The 20,633-nt window shown below is 41.6% G+C and carries 14 protein-coding genes; 6 read left to right on the top strand and 8 right to left on the bottom strand.

Features of this window, described 5'->3' with window-relative positions:
- Positions 1–58: 58 nt before the first annotated feature.
- The 4 genes from B6N13_RS05865 to nhaC form a co-directional block, all read right to left on the bottom strand.
- Positions 59–1,129 (bottom strand): GGDEF domain-containing protein, encoded by a 1,071-nt coding sequence (locus B6N13_RS05865; RefSeq protein WP_169458808.1) that lies wholly within the window; start codon positions 1,127–1,129, stop codon positions 59–61.
- Between the two features lie 100 nt (positions 1,130–1,229).
- Positions 1,230–2,858 carry a methyl-accepting chemotaxis protein gene (locus B6N13_RS05860; RefSeq protein ID WP_169458807.1) on the bottom strand — a complete coding sequence of 543 codons (1,629 nt, stop codon included), beginning with the start codon at positions 2,856–2,858 and terminating at the stop codon, positions 1,230–1,232.
- A 77-nt stretch (positions 2,859–2,935) separates the two neighbouring features.
- A complete protein-coding gene (locus B6N13_RS05855; RefSeq protein WP_169458806.1) occupies positions 2,936–4,192 on the bottom strand; it encodes a DEAD/DEAH box helicase in 1,257 nt (418 codons plus the stop codon).
- A gap of 169 nt (positions 4,193–4,361) precedes the next feature.
- Positions 4,362–5,846 (bottom strand): Na+/H+ antiporter NhaC, encoded by a 1,485-nt coding sequence (nhaC, locus tag B6N13_RS05850; RefSeq protein WP_011978036.1) that lies wholly within the window; start codon positions 5,844–5,846, stop codon positions 4,362–4,364.
- A gap of 742 nt (positions 5,847–6,588) precedes the next feature.
- On the opposite strand from nhaC, the gene B6N13_RS05845 reads away from it, so the two are divergent.
- The 3 genes from B6N13_RS05845 (at position 6,589) to B6N13_RS05835 (ending at position 10,588) form a co-directional block, all read left to right on the top strand.
- The gene (locus tag B6N13_RS05845; RefSeq protein WP_157035917.1) at positions 6,589–7,314 is read left to right on the top strand and encodes a response regulator; all 726 of its coding nucleotides are present in this window, start codon (positions 6,589–6,591) and stop codon (positions 7,312–7,314) included.
- A gap of 125 nt (positions 7,315–7,439) precedes the next feature.
- Positions 7,440–8,240, top strand: coding sequence for a transporter substrate-binding domain-containing protein (locus B6N13_RS05840; protein ID WP_011978038.1), 801 nt, complete (start codon positions 7,440–7,442; stop codon positions 8,238–8,240).
- A 2-nt stretch (positions 8,241–8,242) separates the two neighbouring features.
- The gene (locus tag B6N13_RS05835) at positions 8,243–10,588 is read left to right on the top strand and encodes an ATP-binding protein (RefSeq protein WP_169458805.1); all 2,346 of its coding nucleotides are present in this window, start codon (positions 8,243–8,245) and stop codon (positions 10,586–10,588) included.
- Here B6N13_RS05835 and B6N13_RS05830 read toward each other — a convergent pair.
- Together B6N13_RS05830 and B6N13_RS05825 are read right to left on the bottom strand one after the other, a co-directional pair.
- Entirely contained in the window at positions 10,585–11,877 is a 1,293-nt protein-coding gene (locus B6N13_RS05830; protein WP_169458804.1) for an FAD-dependent oxidoreductase, read from the bottom strand. The genes B6N13_RS05835 and B6N13_RS05830 overlap by 4 nt on opposite strands.
- A gap of 64 nt (positions 11,878–11,941) precedes the next feature.
- Complete coding sequence (locus tag B6N13_RS05825) at positions 11,942–12,892, bottom strand: ornithine cyclodeaminase family protein (protein ID WP_169458803.1); 951 nt, start codon at positions 12,890–12,892, stop codon at positions 11,942–11,944.
- Between the two features lie 156 nt (positions 12,893–13,048).
- Here B6N13_RS05825 and B6N13_RS05820 point away from each other — a divergent pair, with 156 nt between their 5' ends.
- The 3 genes from B6N13_RS05820 to B6N13_RS05810 all read left to right on the top strand — a co-directional run bounded on the left by B6N13_RS05820 (position 13,049) and on the right by B6N13_RS05810 (position 17,093).
- The gene (locus B6N13_RS05820; protein WP_048813859.1) at positions 13,049–13,837 is read left to right on the top strand and encodes an AraC family transcriptional regulator; all 789 of its coding nucleotides are present in this window, start codon (positions 13,049–13,051) and stop codon (positions 13,835–13,837) included.
- Positions 13,838–14,012: 175 nt separating this feature from the next.
- The gene (locus tag B6N13_RS05815; protein WP_169458802.1) at positions 14,013–15,683 is read left to right on the top strand and encodes a GGDEF domain-containing protein; all 1,671 of its coding nucleotides are present in this window, start codon (positions 14,013–14,015) and stop codon (positions 15,681–15,683) included.
- A 402-nt stretch (positions 15,684–16,085) separates the two neighbouring features.
- Positions 16,086–17,093 carry a carbohydrate porin gene (locus B6N13_RS05810; RefSeq protein WP_169458801.1) on the top strand — a complete coding sequence of 336 codons (1,008 nt, stop codon included), beginning with the start codon at positions 16,086–16,088 and terminating at the stop codon, positions 17,091–17,093.
- A gap of 273 nt (positions 17,094–17,366) precedes the next feature.
- On the opposite strand, the gene B6N13_RS05805 is transcribed toward B6N13_RS05810, so the two are convergent.
- Positions 17,367–19,769: a glycoside hydrolase family 3 C-terminal domain-containing protein gene (locus B6N13_RS05805; RefSeq protein ID WP_169458800.1), complete on the bottom strand. Its 2,403-nt coding sequence runs from the start codon at positions 19,767–19,769 to the stop codon at positions 17,367–17,369.
- 13 nt (positions 19,770–19,782) lie between these two features.
- Positions 19,783–20,439, bottom strand: coding sequence for a TetR/AcrR family transcriptional regulator (locus B6N13_RS05800; protein WP_169458799.1), 657 nt, complete (start codon positions 20,437–20,439; stop codon positions 19,783–19,785).
- Between the last annotated feature and the right edge of the window lie 194 nt (positions 20,440–20,633).

Genomic DNA, 20,633 nt, shown 5'->3' with positions numbered 1-20,633 from the left:
ATAATGCTGTTTACTTGATGGAGGATGTTTAGCGAGAAAAATAGGAGCTAAGTAGGAGTTAAGTGTTGCTTGTGCGAATGGTATTGCGCCCAGATTGTTTAGCTATATAAAGGTGACTATCTGCAATTTTGAACACAGCCTCTTTTGAAGAAGCTTCATATGAGTATCCAATGCCAATGCTTACCGTAATGTTAGATATGTTGTCGATGATAAGGTTGCTGACTGCTGTTCTTAAATTTTCAGCTAGAGCCATTACTTGTTTTGGTGTTCTATTCAAAGTAAGGACAATAAATTCTTCGCCGCCCCAGCGCCCCAGGACATCATTAGGATGAACAGTTCGGCTGAGCTTACCCGCTATACTACTAAGTACTTTATCTCCGGTTAGATGACCATGTATATCATTGACCTGTTTAAAATGATCAATGTCAATTATTAGGATTGCGTAATTCTTCTTTTGCTCTGTTGAATCTAGATTAAGCTCGTTAAAAACTTTTTCAATTCCTCGCCGATTTAGTACTCGAGTGAGTAGATCAACATAAGCATAGTTTTCGAGTGTATCTGCTCGTTCTATGACTTGGTCGGTTTTGACTCTGAGTTTAATCACTGTCCATAGCAAGAAAATGTAAATAAGGTGTGCAATAGCAATATTTAAGACCACCCCCATTGTGTCTGCCATTGTGTGATATTGGATAATCGCTATGAAATGGCCAATGATAGTGACAACAAAAACAATGATAGTTGTGGGGGCGGCTTTTTTTACTTCGAGAAAGAGATAAGCAATAACGTAATTTAATCCCAACCATTGTGCTGCGTTTGAAAACAAGCCATTAGCAGCCATGTGATGCCAAATACTTGAGCTAATTAGATAGCCAGCCACAATAAAGTAGACAAAAAAATGTAGGCTTTGATGATTGATTTTAGTGGTGATACTAAGGATAAAAACAAGGCTAAAAGCACCGATGCAAATAGGGTAAGCTGCGGCATCGAAGGGCACAATAATTCCGCTTAAAGCATCAATCGTCCATATTGCACTAAAGCCTAGAATAGCAACAACAAGCATTCTTCTAAACAATGTTGAAGACATTGATGAAGTGTTAAGTTGCCTATTCGGCGTGCTTTGGTTTTTCATTAAGCAAGTAACCACTGCATATATAGGCCTTATATTTCATATTAAAAACTTCGCGCTAACAAGTATGTGATAGCTCTTTTTCTTGTTAGCGCCGTCTATATTAAACAACAAATTTATTTAATTCATTTTTTAATGACAAACTTGATGTCTGGAGACGATCTGCGGCTTCGGCAATTTCCTCTGTGCTGTTCCTGTTAAAGATAGCTTGGCTTTCTACGTTAGACATTAGTGATAACATTTGGTGAATATCTCGTAAAACATTTGTCACATTACCAGAGGTGAATTGCATTTTTTGACGAGTGTCAGACATGGTTGTTGAGCTCTCTGTAATGCTGCTCAGAGCGAGGGAAGATTCCTCTAGTAGCTGATTAAACTGATTTTCGCTGTCTTTTATTTTGTCAGCAACTTTGCTTATCGCCGAGATGATGCTGCCAATTGCGATACCAGTATCATTCAAACTGCTTTGAGTGCGGATAGCAAGTTGGCGAACTTCGTCAGCAACAACTGCAAACCCTCTTCCTTCCTCTCCTGCACGCGCTGCCTCAATTGCGGCATTTAGCGCTAATAGGTTGGTTTGGTCTGCTATGCCACTGATAGATGAGAGGATTTTATTAACTTCTTCTGCTTTATGCGAAAGTAAGTTTAATTCGTCAGAAAGTTGTGACTGAGACAATGCTGTTTCATTGATGATTTCGGTTACTTTACCGAAAGCATACTGCCCTCTTTCTAAGGAAGTAGTTGCAGTCTGAGTGTCTTTTACTGCCGTTGTTAAATCAGAGTCTGATACTTCTAATAACTGACTAGTCGATACTGCATGCTGACGTGCTTCATCGACCGCTGATGCAATTTTTTGTGCGGCCGAACGGATTTCTTTACTGCTACCTTGAAGTTGGGAAGATACTGTGGAGTTTTCAATGGCCGAATTAGTTGATGCTGATAGCGTTGATTGAAGCTCTGAAATTAAATGGTTAAAGTCTTCTAGTAATAGTCCAATTTCATCTGAACTGGTTTTGGAGCGTAAGGTAAGATTACGTGTTGTCGCAATAGTGCGCATTAGTACTTGAGCTTCGGCGAGAGGCTTCAAGATATGAGAAACAAGCCAATAAATAATGGTCGAGGAGATAATGAATATTATAAAGCCGATTATGCTAGATATTATTAAGGTTTTTTGTAATTCCGTTTGTATCCTTGATAGCAGTATATCTGCGCCAGCTACAAATTTTTGACCGCTCTTTGTTGTATAAGGAATAAATATAGATCTGAATGTTCCCCATTCATCTGTATATTCGTCGAATATTGGCTGTGTTCCATTTTGAGAGAATGCCTTTAGTAGCTTGTCACTTGGATCTTCATAGGATGGCAAAGGTGCTGGTAGTTTATTGCTTTTGACTTCTTCTGGATCGGGTGTGTCTAATACAAATACAATATCGTCAGACGTTTTAACCATGGTGTAGATGTATTCCACATCTGAGGATTTTAGAACATTGTAGGCTTTTAGTTGCAGAAGGTCTGATTGAGCTACAGTGAAACTACCACGAGCAATTTGGTCGTAAATATCAGCATCCGCTAGTTCTGCCGCGGTATTTGCGGCAAACATGAGATTACGATCGACCTGATCATATAAGTCCGTTTTGCGGACATCGTAAAGGTAAGCTGTATAACAGATACTGGCTAAAGCATTGAGCAGAAGAACTGTTATTAACAGGCGAGACTTAATTGTTGTAAACATGTGATTTCCCTATCGAATACGAAGCTGACAGCTGATCTTTTACCTAATAATTATCGGAATAATAACAACGAATTACTTTATTTTGAACGGCGTCTTTTATTTGGTTTTTTGTCTTTTGAAGGGTGTATGCCTAGCGCTTTTGCTCTTAATTGTTTTTTAGATGGCTCGCGCTTTTTCTGGGCGTTGTTTACTTTGTTTAGGTCTGGTTCAAAACCTGGTAGCCACTGAGGAACAAATTGCTCACCAACTAGTTTTTCAATGTCTGTTAGTAGATAGCGCTCTTTTTCGGAAACTAAGGAGATGGCGAGGCCTGTTGAGCCAGCACGACCAGTTCGGCCGATGCGGTGAATATAGTCTTCTGCGTTGTAAGGCAATTCGTGATTCACGACATATTGTAATTGCTCTATGTCTATACCTCTAGCAGCAACATCTGTTGCTACAAGTGCACGTACTTTTCCAGCTTTAAAGTCTGCCAATACGCGATCACGAGCGCCTTGGGATTTGTCTCCATGGATGGATTGAGTGGCAATACCATCTTTTTCCATTTCTTTGGCTAGCTCGTCAGCGCCTTGTTTGGTGCGAGTAAAAATAAGTACTTGTTGCCAGTTTTTAGATCCTATGAGGAACGACAGTAGGGCACTTTTTCGATCTTGATCTACCGCGTAAATCGTTTGCTCGACCTGAGTTGCCGTGGTATTTCGACTGTTCACTTCGATTAATTGTGGGTCTTTTAATAGGGTTTTGCTTAGGGCGAAAATTTCGTCATTGAAGGTGGCGGAGAAAAATAAAGTTTGTCGAGATTCAGGTAGTTTTTTCAATATTCTTTGAATATCAATGATAAACCCCATGTCTAACATGCGGTCTGCTTCATCTAATACTAGGGTTTGTAACTTACTTAAATCAATCAGGTTTTTCATGATGAGTTCAAGTAAGCGACCTGGGGTTGCAACCAACACATCACAGCCTTGTCTCAATGCATCGAGTTGCATATTTATACTTGCGCCACCATAAGCGACAACCGACTGGATCGGTAGTTTTGTGCTGTATTTAAGGAAGCTAGCATGAACTTGTTGCGCCAATTCGCGAGTAGGTGTGAGTACTAGCACTTGAATGCCTTTAGTAGTATTTGAGTCTTTAGCTTGTAGAATTTGGTGTAACAGAGGTAAAGCAAAAGCGGCGGTTTTCCCTGTACCAGTTTGCGCTCCGGCCATAAGATCTTTTTTCGCCAAGACGGCTGGAATAGCGGCAAGTTGAATGGGAGTTGGTGTTGTATACCCCAGCTCTGTTACTTGCTGAATAATGTCTTGATGAAGTCCTAAAGACGCAAAGCTCATGGATGTCTCGCTTATTTTTAAGGTGCAAATTGAGGGCGCTAGTGTAGCACTTTGCTGGCATTTCAGAGTTGTTTTTTGATTTGATTTTAGAAGGTTATTGTTTTTAGAAGACAAAAAAGCAGAGCCTTATGAGTTCTCTGCTTTTTTGTTGATTTTGAATATCTGGCGATTATTTAGCGGTACTGTAATCCATAACCAGCTCGTTGTTTTTCTTCCATCTTGCTTGTTCTTCTTCCGTTGCTTTTGGAGAGAAAAATCCTAGCTGAGCATAGATGAGGCCTAGAACGGGAGAAATCCAACATGCGAAGGCTAGTGGGATATAAAGTAGATTCTCGAAATTGCCATCGCCAATGCTCAACCCCAATGCGCCGATAACGAAAGCACCACCAGCATTCCAAGGCACAAGAGGAGAAACCAAGGTGCCGCCTTCTTCGATTGCACGGGAAAGGTTAAGTGTTGAATACTTCATTCCGCGATAGACTGGCGCATACATACGACCTGGTAGTGCTATTGATAAGTACGGGTCGCCAGCGACAAGGTTGGTTGCAACCGATGTTAGTGTGGCAGATGTCTGAACCCCCTTGAAGGTTTTTACTTTGGTCATAATGGCACTGATGATGGCTTCTAAACAACCTGTTCTCTCAAGTGCACCACCAAAACCTAGTGCAATCAAAATCAACGAGATAGTCCACATCATAGATTGGATGCCACCACGATTAAGTAGGCTGTTAATGGCATCAGAGCTTGTTGTGATGGAATAACCGCTGTTGGCATAGGTTAGGATGTCGTGGATGCCGGCACCTTGAGTAAATGCTGCAACAATTGCGCCTGCAATTACCCCCGCGAATAAAGAAGGAATTGGCGGCATGCGTCTAACGGCAAGTACAATAACGACTAAGGCCGGAGCCAGTAACCAAGCAGAAATTTCGAAATTTCTTTGTAGAGACGATGTGATGGCAGTGATGCGTTCAAAAGAACCATTGTCGTTGTCGATTAAAGTAAAGCCTGCGATTAGATAAATAACCAAAGCGATTAGCATCGCTGGGATAGTAGTTGGCATCATATTTTTGATGTGGGAAAACACATCCGTGCCTGTCACTGCTGGTGCTAAGTTAGTGGTATCGGAAAGAGGTGAAACCTTATCACCGAAGAAAGCACCAGATACAACTGCGCCGGCAGTCCAGTACATTGGAATTTCAAAACCTGCACCAATCCCCATTAGGGCTAGGCCGACTGTGCCGACTGTGCCCCAAGATGTACCCAAAGATAGCGATACAACGGAACAAAGAATCATTGCCGCGGCTAAGAAGATTTGTGGTGATAGTAATGTTAGTCCGTAATAAATCAAAGTAGGGACGGTACCGCTGGCAATCCAAACCCCGACCAGCATGCCAACTAAAATCAATACGGATACAGAAGGCATAGATACGTGGATTACATGAAAAATTCCTTCTTCAATTTGCTTCCACTTTAAGCCCTGTTTAATACCAACTAACGCTGTAATGGCTAAGCCAATAGCAAGAGGTATATGCGGTGTGAAATCACCAAAATAGAAGATTTGCACGCCGAGTAACGCAAGAGTGAGTATGACAGGGACAAGGGCAAGCGCAAGGCTTGGCTTCTGTGTCTCTGATTGTTTTGTGTTGATAGCCATATGTCGTTCCTTTGTTCTTTTTTATTGGGTTCGGATAAAGGAAATAGACATGACGAAATGTCATATTCCATTTTTCTTAATTAATGTTGTAGCAGGAAGGGATAATTAATTCACAAACAAGTCGTAATACTTTGTATGAAAAATGTGAAATAGAAATAGCAAAAAATGCCTTGTTAATCCGCTATTTGATTGGGAAACATTAAATATCACGAGTATTTTTTTTATGAGTTGATGACAAAAAATATGATGAGACACCTTATTTAAAAACTATATCAAATAGGGGGCTCATATTGCTTGCTCTATTACTGTGCATGATGAAGCGGTTAGTTAATCCTAAATAAGCTAGAAAGAATCATCAATGATGACGTGCTGATCAAGGGATAAGTGAAATTGCACCAAGATTGAGCTGAGCAGAAAGAATGCTGTGTTTTGTGGCTTTGTTACTACTTCTGAGAAAAAGTGAATGTCAGCATTTATTTGCTCTGTGATAGCTTTCGTTACGAAATAGTTTTATTTAATGATAGGATTGAAATGAATATTAACAGCTGTTTACATGTTGTGGATTCATTTACATTTAGTTGATATTTTTTGGAAATATTATGCTCTTATCTTTTCTTATCTTAATTGTTATAGTTCGTTGAACAGCCATGAGATGGCTTGTTTAGCACTAAAAATAACGATAATAAAATGATCATGAAACACCTGATTTAACTTTTACCTTTTGTAGTACTTAGCTATGTTAATGTCAGACATTAAAATTCTCGTGGTTGACGATTCTAGCGTCATCAGAGAAACACTCGAAAGCTACTTTGCAGAAGAAGGCTATACGGTCTCAGGGGCTGATACTGCAGAAGCCGCTGAACAGTTATTGAGTGAGCAAGAATTCGATCTTATTCTTCTAGACATTCGTTTACCTGGTAAAGATGGATTGACTTTGACCCGTGAATTACGGAGCCGTTCAGAAGTCGGAATTATTTTAGTAACAGGTAAACAGGACGATATCGACCGCATCATAGGGCTAGAGTGTGGAGCGGATGAATACGTTTGCAAACCTTTCAATGCGCGAGAAGTATTAGCTCGTGGGAAGAACCTTATTCGCCGCGTTAGGAATCAGAGAGAGCTTGCTAAAAAACCAATAGAAGAACCCGTATTTCGTACGATTGGAACATGGCAATTAGATACGTCGCGCCGTGTTTTGCTTAAGTCTGACCGCAGTGTGAGCCAATTAACTGAAGGTGAATTTCAGCTTTTGTTAGCGCTTAAGGCAAATGAGGGGGTTGCTTTGACGCGTGATCAACTTATGGACCGAATCAAAAATCGTACATGGAACGCTACAGATCGCACGATTGATGTTTTAATAGGCCGAATTCGTCGTAAATTAAGTGAAGACCCACACTGTCCACAAATGATCATTACTGTTCATGGTGTTGGCTACCTCCTTAGTAATAATCCTCAAGACGATTTGTAATGCGAGCGGTGATAAAGCGATTATTTGTGGTGATTGTTAGGAAAAAAAACGTTCACCGCGCAACACTCTATTATAGATTTGAAATATACAGCAGAGCTCTTTGGTTATGCTTTATCTGGTTGAGTATGTTGTTTTCTTGGAGTGCTTTAGCTGAAAACGATGCGTTGTCAGTCTCTCATCCACCGCAGAATGGCTTATCTGGATTAACGATAAAAGTGTGTGGAAACAGCGCTTATCCACCCGTTTCATGGGTGAATGCTGATGAAAAAATTGATGGTGTCAACGTTGCCGTTATTAGAATGTTATTAGAGCCACTTGGCGTGAAGGTTGATGCTCGTCAAAATAGCAATTGGCGGCGATGTCTCAAAGAAGCCGAGTTAGGCAACGTTGATATGCTGTCAGGATTCAAAACGTCGAAACGTCAACAGTTTCTAACCTACCTAGATGCTCCAGTTATTCGTGAGTCAATTTACCTGTATTACCCTATTGAGCATCCACTGGTATTTACAGACTGGAAGTCTTTGGCTAGCTTGCGGGTTGGCTCGTTAATGGGCGACAGCTTTGGTAATAAAGTGGATGCCGCTCTACATGAATATCCGAACTTAGAGCTTGTCTCGACTCAGGACCAAAATCTATTAAAGTTGGCTGATAATCGTTTAGACGTTGTACCCATGGGAAAATTATCAGGTCAGTTGGATGTACAGCGATTGGGTTTAGAAGGCAAGATTGGTCACACAAAAACAGATGTTAGCGATTTTTGGTATCTCGCGATTTCCAAAAAGTCTCCTTTAGTTAAGTGGCTGCCCTTATTAAATCAGCGTTTAGACAGATTATTGAAAGACCCTAGCATGGTGCTTGAGCTGGTGGAGCGTTATCACCAAATTTACAATGCTGATCTTGGTTTTAATGGGGAGTTCGATTACTAGTTATGCGCCGATCAATACGGTTCACTTTATTCCCCAATTTATTACGTTATAAGCAAATGCATCCGCTGGCTTATCGTATCTTCATTAAACTTTTGTCATTAAGTTTGTTGCTGGCTCTTATCTCGACTAGCGTTCAGGTGTTCAACGAATATCGGCGCGAGCGAGCCTCGATGCAGCAGCAAACCGATTACATTACATCATCGCATATTGAAGGGGTGCGAAAAGGTTTATGGGATCTTGATAGCGAACAATTAGAATTGCAGCTAAAAGGTATTATGAACTTTTCCAATGTGAATGCGGTTACCTTGCATTCTGCGGATTGGCAAGATGACATCATAGTCGGGGATAAAGACTCGATTGTGAACAATAATAATGGTACCACTTTGCCTATCTATTACATCGACCGAGATGGCAAGCAGACGCAGCGTATGCTTGGCGAGCTAACGGTGTATCATGATATGGCGGCTATTCAGTCAAAATTGCTGCGATCTGCTATCGAAATTGCGCTTTTTCAAAGTCTTCTGGTGTTAATTAATGGAGTTTTGTTACTGCTTATTGTGCATTTTATGGTAACGCGGCATCTGGAATACATGGCCAGTTATACCCGCTCTATCGGTGCTGGAAATCTCAAAAAAAAGCTTATATTGCCGCATAAAACACCGCGTTCAGAAAGTGATGAAATCGATTCTGTTGTGAATGCGATGAATGACATGCGAGAAGCAATTTTAGCGGATATCAAGCAAAAAGATGTGATCGAAGCTGAATTGCGCTATCACCGAGATCAGCTGCAAGAGCAAGTGAGCCGCCGGACTCGACGATTACAAGATGCTAAAGAGACGGCTGAAAAAGCGAACTTAGCTAAGAGCCAGTTTTTGGCAACTATGAGCCACGAAATCAAAACGCCGTTGAATGGTATTTTGGGTATGGTGGAGTTACTACAGAGCCAGCCTCAGTCCTCTCAGAGTCACGAGAAGCTTTCCGCGATTTACCAGTCTGGGGAGGCTCTATTAGAAATTCTCAACGGTCTATTGGACTACGCTCGTCTAGAAGAAGGTATGTATAGTCCGGAGATTCTGCCGTTTTCAATTAGTGAGCTAGTAAATTCCACGAGCTTGCTGTTTTTGGCTCAAGCCCAGCAACAAAATACGCAGTTGAATGTACAGATTAGCGATCAATTACAGGACCGCTACCAGGGAGCCGTTGGTGCGTTACGGCAAATTTTATCAAACCTTGTGTCTAATGCCATTAAGTTTACTCGAGATGGCTCTGTAACCATTTCTGTAATGCCTGCAGAGGAGAATCCTGAGCAATCTAGTGGTGTACTTATTGAGGTAGAAGATACGGGAATGGGCATTCCTGATCGCTATCTTTCACATATATTTGAGCGCTTTAGCCAAGCAGATGAAAGTGTCACACGACAATTTGGCGGTACAGGGCTGGGGTTAGCTATTACAGCCCAATTGGTGAGGTTGCTCGAAGGTGAAATGGGTGTAGAAAGTGAGGAAGGCCGTGGCAGTGTCTTCTGGTTCTATGTGCCATTAATTGCGATAGATAAAGCCGATATCGCCTCGGTTGAGGCTATTGAACCGCCTCGGAAACTAGCGCCTATGTCGATTTTACTGGTTGAAGATACGCCAATTAATCAAGCCGTTACTACGGAACTATTGGAGCAGGATGGACATCAAGTGACACTTGCTGTGGATGGCCAAGAAGCGCTTCATAAAGCAAACAACAGTCACTTCGATTTGATTCTGATGGATATTCATTTACCCTCGTTAAGTGGTTTAGATGTTGCTGATCAAATACGCAATGGTGGCCAGATAAATGCTCAAACGCCTATCGTAGCGCTCACCGCTAATGTTCTGCCAAGCAATGTAAAACAATGTCATGATATTGGCATTCGAGCTGTTATCCCTAAGCCCTTTAAACGTGAATTGCTTTATCAGGTAATGGGGGAGCAGCTCAACCTCAACAACCAGATAGCACTAGACCAGCAAGTAAGTAGCGGCTTGTTAAACATCAGCCTTATTTACTCTCATCTAACCGCATTGGGTCAGCAGCGTTTACAAAAATTGGTGTCGCTGTTTTCGTCGTCGATTGAGCGAGGCTTGGAAGAGTTGACTGAAATGAATGCACAAAAAGATTTGTACGAGTTGGCAGACATTACTCACCGTTTAGCAGGGGATTCTGATGCTGTCGGTGCACAAACCTTAGCAGCGGCTTTCCGCGAATTAGAAAACCACTGTAATGACAGCACCAAAATGGATTTTAGTGTTGAAATAAACGCATTGAGACCGCTTTATGAAGAGACGTTAGATATATTGTTAAACACTGTTCATGGCCATTAAAATCGGTCGACTCGCAATGCCTTCATTGGAATTCGCGTCGGACGCAATTCTAGTTTTTCCAGTAATAGCTCTGCACTTATCGCGGCCTGTGTAATCCCCAAATGCTGGTGGCCAAAAGCAAAAGACAAACGAGAATAAATAGGGTGCTGGTCAATTACTGGTAAGGAGTCTGGCAAAGAAGGCCGATGCCCCATCCATTCGCTCGACTGAAGTTTAGGGTTATCGAATAGTTTAGGTAGCAAGCCTTTGGTGTGCTCGCGTAAAACCTGATAACGCTTTTTGATTGGTGGTAAATCTAATCCTCCTATCTCACTCATTCCTACCGCACGCAGTCCTGCATCTAGTGGCGACAAAACTAACTTTCGGTCTGCCGATAAAATAGTGTGATGTATGCGTGTTTTATCGTTGGGGAAAGTTACGTGATAACCACGTTCAGCTTCCAATGGCACATGAATTCCGACCTGTTCTAGCAACGTTTTACTCCAAGCACCAGCGCAAATGGAAACGCGATCAAATGTCTCTGTTTGTTGTGTTGTGACTAACCTAATGCTGTCTTCATAAGGTTGAATGGCGTTCACTCTAGCGGTGATAAAGCTTCCTCCACGTTTTATAAATGCCTCGAATAATGCTTTGCAAACATCATAAGGGTCCGATAACCGATGAATTTCTGGGAAGAAAACCGCATGGCTGAGCGTTTGGGATAGTTCAGGCTCTAACAAGGCTAACTTGTTCCCATCGACTAATTCGCAGGAAATGTCGTAGCTGTGCATTTTTTCAATCAACTTTGAAGCTTCATCACGTTTATCGGGATTTTCCCAAACAACCAAATGCCCACCTTTGATGAGAAGAGCTTCCGCGCCGATATCGGTTAAGGTGCGTTTCCAAGCGCCAACAGATTCTTTATTTAGCTGATGTATCATCTCTGTTCCGCGTTGCGCCTGATCGGGTTGAGCTGCTTTTATGAAACGCCAATACCATGGCGCAGCTTTTGTTATATAGCGTATTGGTGTACAGATTGGTCCTTTTGGATTTAACCAAAGCTTGGGAGCAGATCTAAGTACCTCTGGTGTTCCCAGTGGGTCGATGATCTCTGTGGCTAAATACCCTGCATTGCCTGAGGACGTAGATTTACCCGGAGCCTTATCGTCAATCAATATGACTTTGTGGCCTCGCCTTTGAGCTTCTAGTGCCACACATAAACCGACGACACCCGCACCTACGACAGCAAAGCTGCTTGTGGTCTCTGGTTTTTTATTGTCCAGCGTAGGTGATTGGGTGTTGTTTTCCATTGATTTTCTCCAAAAAAGTGCGTATTTGATGTTGTTAAGTCGATTGAATTTTGACTAAAAAATGTTATGAGCTCTGGTACGCCAGAATTGCCGCGGCTAAATCTTCACGGGAATCACCTACAGATTTGAATAAAGTGATGGCTTGATCTGGTTGGCGAAGAGATGATCTGCCTTGATGAGTATTGCCACAAAGCTCAGTTAACTCCGCGTGAATGTCGTCAGCCGAGATAGCTCCTTCTCTAATGGGTATGATCAAATCACCTGTTTCGGATAGGGCACCAGCTCGAGTATCGACAAATATTTCTGCTTTTTGCATAGCTAGGTTATCTACTTCGCGCATGGTTGGAGTGAAGCTACCGACTAAGTCTACATGCACGCCAGGCTTGAGCCATTCACCTAGAATGATGGGCTCGTTAGCAAGTGTGGCACAGCTGATGATATCTACGGTACCTGCGATTTCTGGAAGTTGCTCTGTGTTACCGACACGAGCATCAATGCCTTGGTTTTGTAGTTCGGCGACAAACTCTACCGCTGTCGATACAGTTCGGTCCCAAACCCAGACGGTTTCAATAGGACGAACACTACAGTGTGCAGGAACAAGATGATGGCCCATTCTCCCTGCGCCAACCATCAACATAGAACGAGAATTTGGGCGAGATAGAAAGCTAGAAGCCAAGGCTGATGCCGCTGCAGTACGTATGGCTGTTATTACATTACCATCCATTTGTGCCAAGGTTTGTCCTGTGTTGCCGCAACTTAAAGTGTAAAGGCTGGTTAATCCTGGTAGGCCTTTTGCGTTATTACTCGGAAACACGCTGACTTGTTTTACGCCCAAATATTTACCTTCAATCCATGCGGGCATCAGTAGCAGGGTGGCTTGGGCTTCGCCTGGTACGTCTATAAAATGGTGATGACGAACGGGAGACTGAACGTCATCGATGAAAATATCGCGTAGAGCGTTGATCACTTTTGGCCATGTTAAGTGTTCGCGTAAGGTTTCGGCTGAAATTTGCATGTCACGACTCCTATCTATTGAGTGAAGTATCATCCTAGCAAGTTGGTTATTCCTTTAGTTGTCCAAAACTATGACGATTAATACCAAAGCTATGCAGTGCCATAGGGAGCTGCTATAAATATAGTCGTTATGATATTTAAGGTAAGCTGTAGTGCTATGAACAGTGAAATTCGTCACAATTTGATCTCGACACAGCAAGGTGAGCATCTGCATGATTTTTCTCAAATCCTGATCGGGTGGAAAGGAAAAATGACATGTGAATTGCCTCAATCTTCGGGAGCGTTGGGGCGTGGGCACTTTGCGTTAGCACCGAATAACATTCCGCACTTATTTTCGGGGCAGACCAAGGATTGCGAGCTGCTGGTGGTAGATATGCATCGCCAAGATCCTTTAATGACTTACATTGCCGAAAGTTCAGGTTCTTCTCTGGATATTTTATTGTCTTCAGCGCCATTCTTTTCCCAGTTACCTGTTGAATTGATTGGCTGTCTTGAATTTACCGCCAAGCAATTACAGCATGCGTCAGAACAAGTAAGGCGTCGAGTTAGCACACAGATGCTGCCTATGGTGCTGCTGCAGGTGACTGACATCGTCACTGAACAAGACAGTACATGGAGAAGTGTTGCCCATCAGCGATTAGACTTAGTGATTCTCAACAGTTTGATTGATAGTAAGCCTGATCAGACTTTTAGTAACGAATGGCTTGCACATTATTTCAATATGAGTGAAAGCCATTTTTATGTAGTGTGCCAAAAGCAGTTTGGTATGAGTCCACAAAAATATATTTTGACGCGTAAACTGCAACAAGCACATCAACTAATTATGACATCATCGATTCCTATTGCCCTACTGGCGGAAAAATATGGGTTTTCTAATGCTTCTTCGTTCTCGCGAGCTTATCGCAAAATTATAGGTTTTTCGCCAACACACAAGCGTAGTAAATAGTTATTGTTTCACTTTGTAAGACGTTGGTTAATTTGTGTTTTTTCGTTACAAAAATGTTCTTATTTTTGGACGGATAATAGTGTTTTATATGCCAGCTATAATTCTTAGGTGCATTTTTTGCTAATCTAGTAACTTTTTGTCAGTTTTTGCTTTAATCATTTGGAATCTTGTGGACATGGCTATTAAGTCGCGCTTTTTAATATCGACTACTCTAATCTTGTTGCTCACAGGTTTTTTTTCTTGGCTTTCAATGAGAGTTTTGGCCGAAGATATTATTGTTAGCTGGGTTGAGCGCTATGCCGAGAAGCAGATTCAATATGATAAAGTACGAACTTTATTACCATTGATTCAAGAAGTGAAATTATCTAAAGAATTTGCTGAGCTTGAATCGCTAAAAGCGTGGGCTAAACATCCATTTAATGACGCTTTAAAACAGCAAGCGCTTTATGATACAGAAGCATTTCGACATCGCTTTTCGGATAAATCTTACTTCATCGCCTTAAAAGGGAATGAGCACTATTATTATAGTGATGGTAAGGAAGCATCTAATCTTGATCCTTATCGGTATACACTTCACGAATCTAATCCTGATGATGCATGGTTTTACCAAATCATGGCGAAAAAGCTAAATCTACATTTGAATGTAAATCCAGATGTAGAATTAGGGGTTATTAAGCTTTGGAGTGATGTCTTAATACGTAATGGTGATGACGTTTTGGGAGTGGTAGGGACAGGCTTAGATCTTTCAGGATTTTTACGCCAAATGGTTGAAAAACAAGATATTTATTCAGCTATTGTTTTTATTAACAATGAAGGCTCTATTCAACTTTATCAGAGAGAAGAATTAATTGATTACTCTTCATTAACGAAACAATCCGAAAATAAAAGCTTAGTTTTTCAGCTGCTGGATGATGAACAATCTCGCATGCAGTTAAAGCAAACCTTGGGAATGGCAAAAGAAGCGCCTAATCATGTCAAAACCTCTCCTGTGTATAAAGATGGTGTTCGTCAACTTGCGAGTGTTGTTTACATACCTGAAATCGATTGGTTTCAAGTGAATTTTATTGATATCAATGGTTTTCTTCCTCTGACAGAGTTTTCAGGGTTGCTAGTCGTGTTTTTCATTAGCCTTGTATGCGCTTTAATCGTGTTCTATCTATTGCTCACGCTGATTGTGACAAAGCCATTGTCTGAGTTGGATCTTTCTATTGGGTCATTGGATAAAAAACAGTATCGAGCGCCAAAATTAGGCCGTTTTGCTGGCCTAGAAATCAAAAAACTGGTTTCCCATTATCAGAAGATGTCGACATCTCTATTGGAGTATCAGCTTGAACTTGAGAATAAAGTTGCTGAGCGTACAGAGGCATTGAGTCGCCTTGCTAAGCTTGATCCTTTGACTGAGCTATATAATCGCCGGGGTTTTGAAGTGCATATGACCGAATATATGCAGCGTTGGCAGAAAAACCACCATTCATTTGGTCTAATTAATGTGGATGTTAATCGTTTTAAATTAGTTAATGATTTACATGGGCACGCTGCAGGGGATCTAGTATTACAGGAAATTGCTACCTACTTAACCAATGTTGTTGGAGATAAGGGTGAGGTGGCTCGCTGGGGAGGGGATGAGTTTTTGATACTCGTAAAGCAAAATAGTGATCAAGACCTAGTCACTATATCTGAGCAACTACAGAGCGACCGTGAATCACTTGTTATTCGGATTAATGAGCAAGATATTACGATTCAATTTAGTGTGGGTAGTGCATTGGTAGAAGATAATGACACATTAGAAAGCCTATTACACAGAGCGGATAAAGCAATGTATGCGGTTAAGTTCAGTAATCGCTAATGGTGTTACTCAATGATTTTTTTGCGCGAGATATGATGTGTTAACAATGTTTTGATGGACGATTTACGTTAGGTGTCTGATCTGCTTGGGAGCTATGGCGTGTTTTTTTATATTTCATAATCATGTAAGTAAAAAACATAATGCCTTTTTTTTCAGTATTTTTTACTTAATTTGGCTAATTTTAATTATTTTGCATATCTCTATTTTTATAAAAAAGCAATATATATCAAATAGTTAAATTTAAGTTTTATAGTCTTAAAAAATTAAGTAAAAAATAAGAATAATTCTTGATGTTGTTTTGTTGTAATAAAGTTACCGAAATGTATTATTGGTTACGAAAACACACGTTTTTTGTTAATGCTCTATTTATTATAAAAACAACATAAAATTAGGTCTGAAATCATGAAAAAAACTATCCTAGCTACTGCTATTGTTAGCAGCATCCTATCTGTTAGCGCCGCTCATGCCGCTCCTATATTTGACGCCAATTTCGAGTTAAACACAGACGCTGTTGATACTGAGACTGGCGATACAACTTATGACCAGAATGGTCGTGTCGAATTGAATGCATATAGTAAGCATACTGCGGGTGATAACTTCTTTGCTGGTAAAGGTACTGTACTATTGAATACTGATGGAGAAGCAACTGTTGATGATGCTTTTATCCAACTAGGTAATAGTACGTGGGATTTCCAGCTTGGCCGTTTTGAAGCAATCAACTTATTCCCATTAGCGAAAGATACTTTGATTGTTCATGTTAGCGATGATTATGTGTATCAGGCCAATAAAGTGCGTGGTCGTATTGGCGATGGCGGCGGTCAAATTGCTTTCCATTACAATGCTAGTGAAAAGCTAAAATTTGAAATCGATACTTTGTATGGTGATGGTTCCACTAAAGCTGACGATACTAGCCCTTATGGTGATAATACCACTGCGATTTCGGGTATTCGCCCGTCTGTGACTTTTATCACAGATGCAGCAACAATTTCTGTGGGTTATGAAAGCGTTAAATACGATACCTTAACTGGTCCAGCTAATGCCCCTACTGCTACAGGCAAAGTTGACTTATCCGGTTATGCCGTTACTGCAAATTTTGATGTTGCTGATGCAAACGTAAACGTTTCTGCTGCTTTCAGTAAAGATGACGTTACAGACAAAAAGATATCCTCATTCGTCGCTAACATGGTTTATGGAAACTTTGGTTTGGGCGTAATTGGATCAAATGTTGATAATAAGACGGGTAATGATCCATCTATGTTAACAACCTATATTGCCTATACTGTTCCGTTATTAGATATTGAAAATGCAACGGTGACATTTGCTGGTTCATATTCGACTGCTGATGACGTAGCAGCAGGCGCAAATGATAAAACAACCGCGGCACGAGTTCGCTTTAACTATGGTTTCTAATAAATAGTTATAAAAAGAGCAATATCGCTAGTTATTCCCTTTTCTAGTGATATTGATCTTTAAACTGTTGACAGATAAGACATAGTTGAAAACAAGAGCGATATCGTTGGTTACTCCCTTTTCTGGCGGTATTGTTCTTAACTTGTATTACTTCCTTTCCTTTTTTAATTTTTCCTTATCTTCAATTGAAGCTTTACTCCCTTCAAATTAATGCGGCTCCATATTAGTAAAGACAGTAGAACCTCTGGGTATTTCTACTGCCTAATTAGGTTTTTACATCATTGAGCGACTATTCATTGAATGGATTAATATCAAAATGTCTTCTTCGCTATATTGCTGACCGTTGAATACAGGTAAATTACGCAACGGCATATCTGCCACCATAGATTCCGCCATCAGACGATCTGCTTCGGCTGCTGAGTTGTTTTGATCTCCCCCCATCATTTGTGTAAACACAGATAGCATGTCATCGAAAAGAGGCTTTCCTAATGGCTCGTTGGCAATGTCGCCTAAGGTCGAATTCACTGTGTAAGGCGTAATGGGTGTTGGTGTTGGAATGTCGTAACCCAATAAAGCACTAAAAGCTGCGTCGTTGAAGTCGCGTTTAGCCGGATCAAAATACGTAGCCAAAGCGCAATTTGGTTGCTCGGCCACGATGCCTGTCTCTAAGGCGATTGTCGCGGTGTCTCGAATGTCATTAACAGAAGAGCCTATATGAATTTGATAGTCACCACTTTCGGCAATCCAAGCCGCTTTTTCTTTGTGCCAATAAGCGAAGGCTCGATAATCCAGTTCGAACATAACTTCTTTGCTCTCACCCGGCTCTAAAAAGACTTTCTCAAAGGCTTTGAGCTCTTTTGCTGGGCGAGGTTGTGACGGAGATTTTTGTCCCACATAACACTGGACGACTTCTGCACCAGCCTTATCACCCATGTTGCTAATGGTAATTTGCAGCTTGATGGAATCGCTTTCATTAAATTGCGTTTTATCACCGCTGAGCAGTTTCAAATGATAGTAAGTGAAATTGGTATAGGACAAACCATGACCGAATGGGAACAGCGCTTTCGTTTTAGTGGTATTGAAATAGCGATAACCTATCCAAATCGCCTCGCGGTATTGAACTTGCTTAGTGGTACCTGGGAAATAGGGTTGGCTTGGCACATCTTCTAAATTGGCAGGGAAGGTTTCGGCCAATTTACCACTTGGGTTGACCTCACCAGACAAGATTTTTGCAATCGCTGACGCACCTGCTTGGCCGCCTAAATAGGCTTCAAGTATGGCGGCGGTTTTATCTACGAAAGGCAATAATACGGGGGCGCCATTCTGTAAAACAACCACGGTTTTATTGAGCTGTTCGCCAAGGGCTGCTATAAGGTCCAGCTGGACTTGTGGAAGATTCAGGTGCTGGCGGTCAAAGCCTTCTGATTCATATTTTGGCGTTAGCCCGGCAAACAAAAAGACTACATCTGCTTGTTTTGCCAACTCAATCGCCTTGGCGATCTCGGTACTATCTTCCGCATCATTAAGGTGATAACCCGCAGTATAACTGACGTTATCATTACCAAATTGTTTTTTAATTTCGTCGAGAGGCTGTTCCAATTTGAATGGATTAATTTTAGAGCTGCCCGCGCCTTGGTAACGAGTGTTGTTGGCTAAAGCGCCAATAACGGCGATTTTCTTTCCGACGGGAACTGGTAATAAGCCATCATTTTTCAATAGTACACAGGTTTCTTCTGCGATTCTTGCTGCGAGTTCATGGTGAGCTTGTAAGTCTGCTTGAACTGTATTGGCTTCTAGAGAAGCTTGTGATTTCAGAATCAGTTCCAATACTCGAGCGACGGATTTATCTAAAGCTTCTATCGTTAGCTGGCCGTTCTCCACAGCAGTAATGATCTTCTTAGTATTCATCTCACCAGAGCTTGGCATCTCAAGATGCTGACCGTTTTTAACGCCTTCTACACGGTCATTATTTGCGCCCCAATCGGTTACGACAATGCCTTCAAATCCCCACTCGTTAACTAGAATATCATCAAGCAGTTGTTTATGCTCTGCCGCGTACGTGCCGTTTATTTTGTTGTAGGAGCACATGACAGTCCAAGGTTGTGTCTGTGTAACCGCTCTTTCAAAAGCGGGTAGGTAAATCTCACGAAGAGTTCTTTGGTCGACGATAGCATCGACTGTCATACGGCAGTGTTCGTGATTGTTCACCGCGAAATGTTTTAAGCTGGTGCCCACGCCTTGGCTTTGTACGCCTTTGATCCACGCGGCCGACATATCGCCTGCAAGTAATGGATCTTCGGAAAAGTATTCGAAGTTACGACCACCTAATGGGTTACGTTTAATATTGGTGCCAGGTCCAAGCAAGACAGACACATCTTCGGCGCGGCATTCTTTGCCAAGTGCTACCCCCATTTCTTCAATAAGCTTGGTATTCCAAGATGCCGCAAGCCCTGATGCTGTTGGGAAACAGGTGGCTTTTACCGCTGCGTTTAGGCCGACATGATCGCCTTCGCCTGCTTGTTTACGTAAACCATGGGGCCCATCAGTCACCATGATGGAGGGTAAGTCTAAGCGTTCAATACCATGTAGATTCCAAAAGTTCTTGCCAGTACAGAGCATGGCTTTTTCTTCTAAGGTGAGTTCGGCTAAGAGTTGTTTGATTCTTGTGTCACTCATTGTTTCATCCTTTTTAACTTTGTGGTGATGGCTTCATTCCATCCATTAGCAATTGAATTAAAACCGGGGTGAGTTTAGGGGTAGCTTCTTGCTCAATTTCCATTAGGGCATCTCGGCGTAATAGCATGCGCCGGAAGAAGGTGGTGATCGCGTTGAAAATAGTGACCATCAAATAGTCGGCTGGAATATCACTGCGGATACTGCCTTCTTTTTGTCCAATAAGCACAAGGTTGTATAGGGATTGTGAGATGCTATCTGGCATCAGTAGCTGCTTTAGATTTTCTCGAAACCCGCTAGGGATGCGTGAGCCTGCATAATAACCATCAAATTCGGCAATGAAACGGTCGTCGTCGGCATATTGAAGATCTGAATAGGCCTGCATTAACACGCCAAGGCCTTCGTGAATGCTGGAATAGTGATGTGCTTGGATTTTTTCTATGATGCCTTCATAAACGCTGATCTTACGTGCGAGAACCACCACCAGAATGGCAAAACCTAAATCGTATTTGTCTTGATAGTAGCGGTATAAGGTATTGCGACTCATGCCTATGGCAATCGCAATATCTTTCATTTGGGTATCTGCAAAGCCGTTTTCGATAAAAAGTGCTTCGGCAATATTGATGATTTTGTCCCGAGTGGCTTCGGTTTGATGGATCATTCTAGAAGTCATAAAAATGTTACACTTGTTATATTTGTTGCTATCTAATCTAAAAGGCGTGCTGTATGGAGTCAAGGTTTTAATGGTGGAAAAGGACTGAATAAAATGGAGTGGATGAAATGGAGTGGATGAAATCAAAACCAAAAAGTGACGTTGAGAAACATCACTTTAGTGTGTAACAGATAGGGGAATAGTTTGCTTTTAAG

The organism is Marinomonas sp. UCMA 3892 (assembly GCF_012726345.1).
GTDB lineage: Bacteria > Pseudomonadota > Gammaproteobacteria > Pseudomonadales > Marinomonadaceae > Marinomonas.
Note: the sequence above shows the minus strand (reverse complement) of the source record. Positions and strands in the feature narration are given on the sequence as shown.